Source organism: Mesorhizobium sp. M0854, assembly GCF_040319815.1.
In the GTDB taxonomy this organism is placed as follows: Bacteria; Pseudomonadota; Alphaproteobacteria; order Rhizobiales; family Rhizobiaceae; genus Mesorhizobium.
This window is the reverse complement of sequence record NZ_JAMYOL010000057.1, coordinates 1-10,922: the sequence shown is the minus strand read 5'-3', so window position 1 is coordinate 10,922 and position 10,922 is coordinate 1. Positions and strand designations below refer to the sequence as shown.

Sequence of the window (10,922 nt, the reverse complement as noted above, 5' to 3'; positions counted from 1 at the left end):
CCGGACATATGGACGCAAGCGATCGAAAACGACGCAAAACAACCGTTGCAGGCAGGGCGCCGTCCACATATGGATCCCAGGGTCTGCGCACGCCGCTTCGCGGCGGCTCCGCCCTGGGATGACGAAAGCACGGTTAGCGCGTCCCTCGCGAGGGCGATGCACCTCCTGCGTCGAACGCGCAAGCCCGTCGCGCGCGCCCTCAATCATCATAGCTGTGCCCTGCCCTCAGCCCGTCGCGCACGCGTGCCGCGATGGCCAGGAACTCCGGCGTCTCGCGGATATCGAGCGGTCGCTTTTTCGGCAGCGTCGATTCTATGACGTCGCTGACACGCCCCGGGCGCGGCGACATGACGACGATGCGCGTCGACAGATAGACCGCCTCAGGGATCGAATGGGTGACGAAGCAGATAGTCTTGTTGGTGCGCTCCCAAAGCTCCAGCAGCTGTTCGTTGAGGTGATCGCGCACGATCTCGTCCAGCGCGCCGAACGGCTCGTCCATCAACAAAAGATCGGCGTCGAAGGCGAGCGCCCGCGCGATCGAGGCGCGCTGCTGCATGCCCCCCGAAAGCTGCCAGGGGTATTTCTTCTCGAAGCCGCTGAGGTTGACAAGGTCGAGGGTGCGCTTGATGCGCGCCGCCTGCTCCGCCCTGGACAGGCCCATGATCTCCAGCGGCAGTGCCACATTGCGCTCGATCGTGCGCCACGGATAAAGTGCGGCCGCCTGGAAGACATAGCCATAGGCGCGACTCTGGCGCGCCTGCTCGGGCGTCATGCCGTTGACGGAGATGGCTCCCGATGTCGGCTTCTCCAGATCGGCGATGACGCGCAGCAAGGTCGTCTTGCCGCAGCCGGAGGGCCCGATGAAGGACACGAATTCCCCCTTGCCGATCGTCAGGTCGACATTCGACAGCGCCTGCACCGGACCATCATTGGTCTGGAAGGTCAGGCCAAGCTTGCTTGCCGAAACAACGGCTGGCGATACTCCCGTCATCGGCCGTAGCCTGTCGCTTCCGGCCACTGCGGCGCCGGCCGGAATCCCATTGATTTTACCCCGATGTTGCTTTCCACTCGCCCAGTCCTACTCGCCCCAGTTTTACGCGCCCCAGTTTTACACGCCCTTGTCCCATCAGATAGACGCCCGGAGTTGCCCCGATGTCGCCCAAACCGACTTGCCATCTTATCCGCCCTGAAAGCTCTTATGAAGGCAAGCAGGGCCTGAGTTATTTCGGCGGTATCGCCGCCGAAACAGTCGGCTCGTCCGGCATCTGCATGCATCTGCTGACCATGCCGCCGGGTGCCCGCGCCAAGGCGCATATGCACGAAAACCATGAAACCGCGATCTATGTGCTCTCCGGCGAAGTCCATACCTGGTATGGCGACCGGCTCGAACAGCATATCGTGGTCAAGGCCGGCGATCTTTTCTATATTCCCCCCGGCGTGCCGCATCTGCCGGCCAATCTGAGCGACGGCCCCGCCTCGGCGGTCATTGCCCGCACCGATCCCAACGAACAGGAAAGCGTCGTCCTGCTGCCGGAACTGGACGGGTTGGTCGCCTGACGCCGGCATCGAGGCAGCGGTCGTCATCGGCACCGTCACGAACATGATTTCAGCGGCCCTATCTCCTCAAGGCCGGGAATGGTCACGAAGAAACCGTCCCCTCCTCTGTTGATGACCTTGACGACATCCGTCGTCGTGCCCTCCTCGCCCTCGGCGAAACAGCTGGAGCTCAACAACAGGGTGCCAGGCGCCGTCGTCAATCGCTGTGCGAACTGGCAGCCGCTGCCATAGGTTTCGACGCCGTCGGCGGTCAGCACGACATAATCGTCGCTGTCCTGATAACCGAGCCGTACACCAGCGCAACCGACCTCATTGCCAAAGGAGCCGGCAAGGACGTCAGCCGCCGCCGGCCCGGCGGCAAGGATCACCGCGGCCATCGAGATAATCGCTCCGTGGCTCGCCAAGCTCAAACGCCCGTCGCCGGGATGCCCGTCCGTTCCACCTTGCGCGGCGCGGAAATTTCCTTCCACGTCGACAGCGCCCGGTTGACCGCCGCGTTCGGCTCGCGAGCGACGAATTCGCCATGGCCGGGCTTCGCCTTGACCTCGTTTTCCTCGATCGACAGTTCGCCGCGCGAGAAGACGAAGCGCGGCAGGCCGGTTACCTCAAAACCTTCGAAGACATTGTAGTCGATCACCGACTGCTGCTTCTTGGCCGTGATCTTCTTCTTGCGCTTCGGGTCCCATACGAGGATGTCGGCGTCCGCGCCTTCGACGATGGCGCCCTTCTTCGGGTACATGTTGAGGATCTTGGCGATGTTGGTCGAGGTCACCGCGACGAACTCGTTCATCGTCAGCCGGCCGGTCTTGACGCCGGTCGTCCACAGCACCGGCAAACGATCCTCGAGCCCGCCCGTGCCGTTCGGGATCTTGGTGAAATCGCCGACGCCGTTGCGCTTTTGTTTGGTGGTGAAGGCACAATGGTCGGTCGCCACCACTTGCAGCGACCCGGCCTGCAGGCCGGCCCACAGCGAATCCTGGTGCCATTTGTTGCGGAAGGGCGGGCTCATCACCCGGCGCGCCGCATGGTCCCAGTCCTTGTTGAAATATTCGCTCTCGTCCAGCGTCAGGTGCTGGATCAGCGGCTCGCCGAATACCCGCATGCCTTTCTGGCGCGCCCGGCGGATGGCTTCGTGCGCCTGCTCGCAGGAGACATGCACGACATAGAGCGGCACACCGGCCATGTCGGCGATCATGATGGCGCGGTTGGTCGCCTCGCCTTCGACTTCAGGCGGGCGCGAATAGGCGTGTCCCTCCGGGCCGCTGTTGCCCGCCGCCAGCAGCTTCTGCGACAGCGCCGCCACCACGTCGCCATTCTCGGCATGGACCAGCGGCAGCGCGCCGAGATCGGCACAGCGCTGGAACGACGAATAGAGCTCGTCGTCATCGACCATCAGCGCGCCCTTGTAGGCCATGAAATGCTTGAACGAGGTAATGCCCCTGTCGACGACGGTGGCCATCTCGTCGAACACCTGCTTGCCCCACCAGGTGATCGCCATGTGGAAGGAATAGTCGCAGGACGCTTTCGAGGTCTTGTTGTCCCACATCTGCAGGGCCTCGAGCAGAGACTGCTGCGGCGCCGGCAGACAGAAATCGACGACCATGGTCGTGCCGCCGGCAAGGGCCGCGCGGGTACCGGATTCAAAGTCGTCGGCCGAATAGGTGCCCATGAACGGCATTTCGAGATGGGTATGCGGGTCGATGCCGCCCGGCATCACATAGCAGCCGCTGGCGTCGAACTCATGGTCGCCATGCAGATCCGGCCCGATGCCGATGATCTTGCCGTGCTTGAACAGCACATCGGCCTTCCACGTGCGGTCGGCGGTGACGATGGTGCCGTTCTTGATGACTTTGGACATTTTCTTGTTCCCTTATTCTCTTCGCGCTTCTTGTGAGCGCCTTGCTTGATCAGGTCGGTTCAGCGTCGAGGAACCCTGAACGGCCTCTACATGACTCCAACTTCCCGCAATATCTCCTCGACGCAACCATCGAAGGAATTTGCCAAGTCTCCAGTCGAAAACCTGAGCACACGATAGCCCTGTCGGCCAAACCATGCATCACGTATGCGGTCCTTCTCCATTTGCTCCGGCATAAAGTGATGCTCTCCATCCACCTCGATGACGAGGTTCTTCTCGTGCAGAACGAAGTCCGCAATGTAAGGCCCAATCGGCGCCTGCTTCCTTGCATGTAACCCGTAGAGGCGACGGAACTCCTTCAGCTCGGACCAGAGCTTACGCTCGCCCTCTGTCATGTTCCGGCGCAACATTCTTGCACGTTTGATGGCGGCTGGATCGATCGCGGTCGGTGCCAAGACGAGTACCCCCACCCTCAATTCCTCCCCACAAGGGGGAGGGAGGCTTGGTGCCGCGCTGTCACAGCTGAACCCATCAAAGCTTTCGCCATAGAAAAAGACGTCGGCATTGCTAGTCCCCCTCCCCCTTGTGGCAGGGCAATCGCATTTGGATTCTTACGAAGATGGACCCCCACCCTAACCCTCCCCACAAGGGGGAGGGAACGCTGCCGCCCGCCCTTACTTCTCCTTTTGGCGCCGAAAGGCAGGCAATTTGCCGAGGTCAGTGCCAACGGAAGTCTCCCTCCCCCTTGTGGGGAGGGGTTAGGGGTGGGGGTACGGCGCCAACATCTCACCCCACAATCCCCGCCGTGTCCACCACCGCATGGAACAGCACGTCGGCGCCGGCCGCTGCCCATTCCTTGGTGATTTCCTCGGCCTCGTTGTGGCTGAGCCCGTCGACACAGGGGCACATCACCATTGCGGTGGGTGCAACGCGGTTGATCCAGCAAGCGTCATGGCCGGCGCCCGAGACGATATTGCGATGCGTATACCCCAGGCGCTCCGCCGCATCCCGCACAGCCTTGACGCAGCCCGGATCGAAAGTGACCGGATCGAAATGGCCGACCTGCTCGATTTGATATTGGATGTCGAGCGCTTCGCAGATCGTGTCGATGCCTTCGCGGATGCGTTCGTCCATGGCGTCGAGCACCTCCTTTTCCGGCGAGCGGATGTCGATGGTGAAGACGGTGTGGCCGGCGATGATGTTGCGCGAGTTCGGATAGACCTCCATATGGCCGACCGCGCCGACGGCGTCGGGTTGGTAGTCCATAGCGATCTCGTGCACCAGTTCGATCACCCGCGCCATGCCGAGCCCGGCATTGCGCCGCTTCGGCATCGGCGTCGAGCCGGTGTGCGCCTCCTTGCCGGTCAGCATCACCTGCAGCCATTTCAACCCTTGCCCATGGGTGACGACACCGATGTCGATGCCCTCGTCCTCGAGGATCGGGCCCTGCTCGATATGCAATTCGAAGAAGGCGTGGATCTTGCGCTCACCGACTTTCTCCGTGCCCTTCCACCCGATCCGTTCGAGCTCCTCGCCGAATTTCTTGCCGTCCTTGTCGACATGTGAATAGACGTCGGTCTGGTCGAGCACGCCGGCGAATACCCCGGACGCCATCATCGCCGGCGCAAAGCGGGCGCCTTCCTCGTTGGTCCAGTTGGTGACGACGATCGGATGCTTGGTCTTGATGCCGAGATCGTTGAGCGAGCGCACCACCTCCAGGCCGCCGAGCACGCCGAGCACGCCGTCATACTTGCCGCCGGTCGGCTGGGTGTCGAGATGGCTGCCGACATAGACCGGCGGCAGGCTGGGGTCGGTGCCTTCGCGACGGGCAAACATCGTACCCATCTCGTCGACGCCCATTTCGAGCCCCGCCTCATCGCACCAGCGCTTGAACAGATGCCGCCCTTCGCCGTCCTCGTCAGTAACAGTCTGGCGATTATTGCCGCCGGCAATGCCGGGGCCGATCTTCGCCATCTCCATTATCGAATCCCACAAACGGTCTGAATTGATTCGCAGATTCTCGCCGGGGGCGGCCATATTCTAAAACCTCATTGGTTGCGCGGCGTCGAGGGGGAGGGAAAGCTGCACCTGGTTCAATCCACGGCCCTCAGCACTTCGCGCACATGGTCGATCAATTCGTTGATCTGGCCTTTGGTGATGATCAGCGGCGGCGACAGCGCGATGATGTCGCCGGTGGTGCGGATCAATGCACCGCGCTCGAACGCCTTCACAAAAGCCGAGAAGGCCCGCTTCGTCGGCTGGCCGGCGATCGGCGCCAGCTCGATCGCGCCGATCAGGCCGATGTTTCTGATATCGATGACGTTCGGCTCGCCCTTCAGCGAGTGCAGCGCGTCCTCCCAGTACGGCGCCAGTTCCTCGCCGCGCGTCAGCAGCCCTTCTTCCTTGTAGGTGTCAAGCGTGCCCAGCGCTGCCGCGCAGGCGATCGGATTGCCCGAATAGGTGTAGCCGTGGAAGAACTCGATCATGTGCTCGGGGCCGGTCATGAAGGCGTCGTGGATTTCCTTCTTCACGAACACCGCGCCCATCGGGATGACGCCGTTGGAGACGCCCTTCGCCGTGGTCATGATATCCGGCGTGACGCCGAAATAGTCGGCGGCAAACGGCGTACCGAGACGGCCGAAACCGGTGATGACTTCGTCGAAGATCAGCAAGATGCCGTGCTTGGTGCAGATCTCGCGAAGCTTCTGCAAATAGCCCTTCGGCGGCAGGATGACGCCGGTGGAACCGGCAACCGGCTCGACGATGACGGCGGCGATGGTCGAGGCGTCGTGCAAGGCGACGATGCGCTCCAGCTCGTTCGCCAGTTCCGCGCCATGCTCCGGCACGCCCTTGGTGAAAGAGTTCTTTTCCGGCAGATGCGTGTGGGGCATGTGATCGACGCCGCCGAGCAGCGTGCCGAACATCTTGCGGTTGGTGACAATGCCGCCGACGGAGATGCCGCCGAAATTGACGCCGTGATAGCCGCGTTCGCGGCCGATCAGACGGGTGCGCGAGCCCTCGCCTTTGGCGCGGTGATAGGCGATCGCCATCTTCAGCGCGGTCTCGACCGATTCCGAGCCGGAATTCGTGAAGAACACATGGTCCATGCCCTTCGGCGCGATGTCGACCAGCCGGTTCGCCAGCTCGAACACGATCGGATGGCCCATCTGGAACGCCGGCGCATAGTCGAGCTCGGCCGCCTGGCTCTGGATCGCCTCGGTGATCTTCGGGCGGCAGTGGCCGGCATTGACGCACCACAGGCCGGCGGTGCCGTCGAGAACCTTGCGCCCGTCGCTGGTCGTGTAATGCATGTCCTTGGCCGACACCATCATGCGCGGCGCCTGCTTGAACTGCCGGTTTGCCGTGAACGGCATCCAGAATGCACTGAGATCGTTCGGCGTGACTTTCAGCCGGTTGGACATGACCGAGACTTCCCCTTGTAACCTGTTTCGGTGCGGCTAACGCCTGGTCTTTCCAACTTGGTCTTCGCGACGTTTTCGTGCTACGCAAATTTTTGACCGGTTGGACAAACGTTAGCACCGCCTTATCAGCGGTCAAGGGATTACTAGCGGAAATGCGGCTTTCGAAGTGCGCTCCACAGGGCGGAGAAAAACTGGTCCAGAGAATTGGTCCAGACACTCCTCGCAGCGAAGGTTTTTCGAGGTGACGGATGCGGTCGAAAGCTCTGCTCCTCGCCGCACCCGCATCCAGGTGGAAAAGCGCGAGCTCATCCTCGAGGCGGCGCTCGAAGTCTTCTCGACCAACGGTTTTCGCGGCTCGACCATCGACCAGATCGCTGAAGCCGCCGGCATGTCGAAGCCGAACCTGCTCTATTATTTCCGCCGCAAGGAGGACATCCACAAGACGCTGATGCAGCGGCTTCTCGACACCTGGCTGGCGCCGCTGCGCGAACTCGACGATATCGGCGACCCCTTGACCGAACTGCGCAGCTATATCAGGCGCAAGCTCGAAATGGCACGCGATTTCCCGCGCGAGAGCCGGCTGTTCGCCAACGAGATCCTGCAGGGCGCGCCGCGCATCATGCCGATGCTGGAAGGCGAGTTGAAGACGCTGGTCGACGAGAAGGCCAATGTCATCAAGGGCTGGATGCGCGCCGGCAAGATTGCCCGCACCGACCCCTGGCACCTGATCTTCTCGATCTGGGCGACGACGCAGCATTATGCCGATTTCGACGTGCAGGTCCGCGCCGTGCTCGGCCCCGATCGCGGCGGCGACGGCCGTTTCGAGGATGCCGCAAGGTTTCTCGAGCAGCTGTTCATCGACGGGCTGAAGCCGAAGGGCTGAGGCAGCTCGGCTGTCGCAAACCTCCCCCATTGCTTCGTCATCCTGGGGCGCAGCAAGGAGCGGAGCGACGCAGCGCAGACCCCAGGATGACGAAGCTGGGTTCACGCGCTGCGCCGCTCGGCCGGAAGCGTCTCCAGCAGCTGTTCAAGCTTGGCGATCGAGTTCTGCTCGGCGAGCGGCGTGTAGACGATCAGCTTCATGTCCGAGCCGTCGTCGATCGAAAGGCTCATATGCTCGAACGCCATGGCGCCTGCCGTCGGATGCCTGACATGCTTCACACCCGACAGGTTGCGAGCCACATCGCGCAGCGGCCACCATGCGCGAAACTCCGGGCTTGAACGTGTCATCAGCGCGATCAGCCGCTCGAAATCCGGGTCGCCGACATATCTGGCGCTTTCCGCCCGGAATGACGCCAGCACGGCACGCGCCAGTTCCTCCCAGTCGACGAGCAGGCGCCGATGCTGCGGGCTGGTGAAAACCATATGGACGATGTTGCGGGCATCGCCCTCCAGCAGGCCATAGTCGCCGAACACGGCTGCCGCGGCAGAATTCCAGGCCAGCACGTCCCAGCGCCGCCCAAGGACATAGGCCGGCTGCAGGACCAGGCTCTGCAGCATGTGCAGCAACGGGCCATCGACCTTTTCCGGCGCATCGAGACGACGCTCCGGCTGCGGCCGGCCGGCAAGGATGAACAGATGCCGTTGCTCGGCCGTGTCCAGGCGCAACGCCTGACTGAGCGCCGTCAGCACCTCCACCGATGGCCTGACGTCGCGCCCCTGCTCCAGCCAGGTGTACCAGGTCGTGCCAACGCCGGCGATCATCGCCACCTCCTCGCGGCGCAGCCCGGGTGTGCGCCGGCGCAGGCCGGTCGAGATGCCCGTGGCCGATGGCGTCAGCCTTTCGCGCCGCGAACGCAGAAAGGCGCCAAGCTCGCGGCGACGGCTGCCTTCGGCAGAATGCGTGGTGGAATCCATCGGCGCTATTATAGCAGTACCGATACCAGGATAAAGTTTGAACTGTTTGGCATGCGTCTGGTGCCCCATCTTTCTGCTCAGAGCGATGACATGGAGGCTCTGAACATGGAACTGAAAGACAAGACGATCCTGATTACCGGCTCAACCGACGGCGTCGGCCGCGTTGTCGCGCAACGGCTCGGCGCCGGCGGCGCCCGCATCCTGGTGCATGGCCGCGACGCGACAAGGGGCAAGGCGATCGTGACCGAGATCGAAGCCGCCGGCGGCAAGGCCGACCTTCTTGTCGCCGATCTCTCCTCCCTGGCCGAGGTCCGCCGCCTCGCCGAAGCCGTCCGCGCCAGGACCAAGCGGCTCGATATCCTCATCAACAATGCCGGCGTTGGCACCGCCGGCCCCAACGCGAAACGGCAGGTCAGCGCCGACGGCTACGAGCTGCGCTTTGCCGTCAACTACCTCGCCGGTTTCCTGCTCACCACGGAGCTGCTGCCACTGCTCAAGGCCAGCGCGCCGGCGCGCATCATCAATGTCGCCTCGGCCGGGCAACGGGCGATCGACTTCAGGGATGTCATGCTGACCCGCTCCTACGACGGCGTTCGTGCCTACTGCCAGAGCAAGCTGGCGCAGATCATGTTCACCATCGATCTGGCGGAGCAGCTGAACGGCACCGGCGTCACGGTCAACAGCCTGCATCCGGCAAGCTACATGAACACCACGATGGTGCGGCAGGCGGGCGTCACACCCTGGAGTTCGGTCGAAACCGGTGCCGAAGCCATCATCAATCTCGCCACATCGCCGGCGCTCGAAGGGCGAAGCGGCCTCTATTTCGACGGCCAAAGGGAATCCCGCGCCGATGCGCAAGCCTATGACGCGAAGGCGAGGCAGCAGTTGCGCGAATTGAGTCTCGGCCTTGTCGGGCTCGCACCCGTTTCCGCAACACCGAAGAAAGAAAATTCATGACCGAGAAAACGCAGCACGCCGTGATCGTCGGCGGCTCCTCCGGCATCGGCCTCGCCACCGCGAAAAAGCTGCTTGGCCCGGGCATGAAGGTGACGATCACCGGGCGCAACCGGGAAAGGCTCGACAATGCACGGCAAAGCCTTGGCGGCGCGGTCGAAAAAGCTGCCTTCGATGCCGCGAAGCCGGACGAGGTTCGCCGGTTCTTCAACGATCTCGGCCCTTTCGATCACCTGGTGCTGGCCGCCAGCGGCGGCAAGGGGCTCGGTCCGTTCGAAACACTTGACCTGACCGACATCGGCGGCGGCGTCGACGAGAAGGTCCGGCCACAGCTCTCCTGCCTGCAGGCCGCTTTGCCGACGCTGAACAAGAGCGGCTCGGTGACTTTCATCTCGGCGGTGTCGGCACAATTGTCGGCGCCGGGCGTCGCCGGCATCGCCGCCGTCAACGGCATGCTGCTGACCGTGGTGCCGATCCTGGCGATGGAGCTCAAGCCGTTGCGCGTCAATGTCGTGGCGCCAGGCGTCATCGACACGCCCTGGTGGGACTTTTTACCCGATGAACAGCGCCATGCGGTGTTTGCCGACTATGCCGGCAAGACGCCGGTCGGCCGTATCGGCCGCGCCGAGGACGTCGCCGAGGCAATTGCGTTCCTGGTTTCGAACAGCTTCGTCACCGGCCAAGTGCTGACCTGTGATGGCGGCTTGCGGTATGCGGCGTGAGCGGCTGCCTCCAAGAGGCATCAGTCGTTGTCAAAGCGACTGCGCGATCAGCGCCAGAAATCCTCCGGCCAGCGCGACGTTGCCGACAAAGCCGTTGATGCGGGACGCGCGCTCAGGCCCCTGATGATCCCAGAAGTTATGGAACATCGGCGTGGCGACGATCAGGAACAGGATCAGGCATGCCGCCGCCGGAGCGGTCCAGATGCCCGCGATCACCAGTGCTCCCGCAATGATTTGCAGGACGATCCCCAGCCACAGCACCAGCCGTGCCTGCGGCACGCCGCGCGTCGTCATCAATTGGCTCACCAACGCCGCGTTCTGAATGTTGCGCAGGCCGGCAAAGACAAAGGCGCCGCCAAGCAGCAGGCGGGCGGTGAATAGGATCTCACTATCAAAGTTTTGAAAACATGCTGTCGGTCCTTGGAAAAGAGGCGGCGGGGGCGCCCCCCCCCCCCCCCGGGGGGCAAAACACCAGAAACCCGCCGCGGACGGGGTGTGTGTTTATATGAAGACCAAACCGCCGAAGTCGGTTGTGTTTTGGACACACCCCCCCAC

Annotated in this window: 12 protein-coding genes; 4 read left to right on the top strand and 8 right to left on the bottom strand. The window is 63.0% G+C overall.

Features of this window, described 5'->3' with window-relative positions; genetic code table 11:
* Positions 1 to 199: 199 nt before the first annotated feature.
* Positions 200 to 991: an ABC transporter ATP-binding protein gene (locus tag NKH99_RS32160; protein WP_352453396.1), complete on the bottom strand. Its 792-nt coding sequence runs from the start codon at positions 989 to 991 to the stop codon at positions 200 to 202.
* Positions 992 to 1,152: 161 nt separating this feature from the next.
* Between NKH99_RS32160 and NKH99_RS32155 the strand changes: the two genes are divergently transcribed.
* On the top strand, positions 1,153 to 1,557 hold the full coding sequence (locus NKH99_RS32155) for a cupin domain-containing protein (RefSeq protein ID WP_352831246.1): 405 nt from the start codon (positions 1,153 to 1,155) through the stop codon (positions 1,555 to 1,557).
* A 35-nt stretch (positions 1,558 to 1,592) separates the two neighbouring features.
* Here NKH99_RS32155 and NKH99_RS32150 read toward each other — a convergent pair whose 3' ends face one another.
* The 5 genes from NKH99_RS32150 to aptA form a co-directional block, all read right to left on the bottom strand.
* Positions 1,593 to 1,934, bottom strand: a complete 342-nt coding sequence (locus tag NKH99_RS32150) for a hypothetical protein (protein WP_352820340.1) — start codon at positions 1,932 to 1,934, stop codon at positions 1,593 to 1,595.
* Between the two features lie 29 nt (positions 1,935 to 1,963).
* Positions 1,964 to 3,415 carry a dihydropyrimidinase gene (gene hydA, locus NKH99_RS32145; RefSeq protein ID WP_352503194.1) on the bottom strand — a complete coding sequence of 484 codons (1,452 nt, stop codon included), beginning with the start codon at positions 3,413 to 3,415 and terminating at the stop codon, positions 1,964 to 1,966.
* A gap of 86 nt (positions 3,416 to 3,501) precedes the next feature.
* A complete protein-coding gene (locus NKH99_RS32140; RefSeq protein WP_352453399.1) occupies positions 3,502 to 3,882 on the bottom strand; it encodes an endonuclease domain-containing protein in 381 nt (126 codons plus the stop codon).
* A 316-nt stretch (positions 3,883 to 4,198) separates the two neighbouring features.
* Positions 4,199 to 5,449 (bottom strand): Zn-dependent hydrolase, encoded by a 1,251-nt coding sequence (locus NKH99_RS32135; RefSeq protein ID WP_353017867.1) that lies wholly within the window; start codon positions 5,447 to 5,449, stop codon positions 4,199 to 4,201.
* Positions 5,450 to 5,505: 56 nt separating this feature from the next.
* Entirely contained in the window at positions 5,506 to 6,834 is a 1,329-nt protein-coding gene (gene aptA / locus NKH99_RS32130) for an omega-aminotransferase AptA (protein ID WP_352471500.1), read from the bottom strand.
* A 241-nt stretch (positions 6,835 to 7,075) separates the two neighbouring features.
* Between aptA and NKH99_RS32125 the strand changes: the two genes are divergently transcribed.
* Positions 7,076 to 7,717 (top strand): TetR family transcriptional regulator C-terminal domain-containing protein, encoded by a 642-nt coding sequence (locus NKH99_RS32125; protein WP_352503191.1) that lies wholly within the window; start codon positions 7,076 to 7,078, stop codon positions 7,715 to 7,717.
* A 101-nt stretch (positions 7,718 to 7,818) separates the two neighbouring features.
* Here the strand turns inward: NKH99_RS32125 and NKH99_RS32120 are convergent, their stop codons facing one another.
* On the bottom strand, positions 7,819 to 8,691 hold the full coding sequence (locus tag NKH99_RS32120; protein WP_352571786.1) for a helix-turn-helix transcriptional regulator: 873 nt from the start codon (positions 8,689 to 8,691) through the stop codon (positions 7,819 to 7,821).
* Positions 8,692 to 8,796: 105 nt separating this feature from the next.
* Here NKH99_RS32120 and NKH99_RS32115 point away from each other — a divergent pair, with 105 nt between their 5' ends.
* Both NKH99_RS32115 and NKH99_RS32110 read left to right on the top strand, forming a co-directional pair.
* The gene (locus NKH99_RS32115) at positions 8,797 to 9,648 is read left to right on the top strand and encodes an SDR family NAD(P)-dependent oxidoreductase (RefSeq protein ID WP_353017865.1); all 852 of its coding nucleotides are present in this window, start codon (positions 8,797 to 8,799) and stop codon (positions 9,646 to 9,648) included.
* The gene (locus NKH99_RS32110) at positions 9,645 to 10,367 is read left to right on the top strand and encodes an SDR family oxidoreductase (RefSeq protein WP_353017863.1); all 723 of its coding nucleotides are present in this window, start codon (positions 9,645 to 9,647) and stop codon (positions 10,365 to 10,367) included. The genes NKH99_RS32115 and NKH99_RS32110 overlap by 4 nt, the downstream gene beginning before the upstream one ends.
* A gap of 30 nt (positions 10,368 to 10,397) precedes the next feature.
* Here NKH99_RS32110 and NKH99_RS32105 read toward each other — a convergent pair whose 3' ends face one another.
* Positions 10,398 to 10,751, bottom strand: a complete 354-nt coding sequence (locus NKH99_RS32105; protein ID WP_353017869.1) for a DoxX family protein — start codon at positions 10,749 to 10,751, stop codon at positions 10,398 to 10,400.
* Positions 10,752 to 10,922 lie beyond the last annotated feature (171 nt).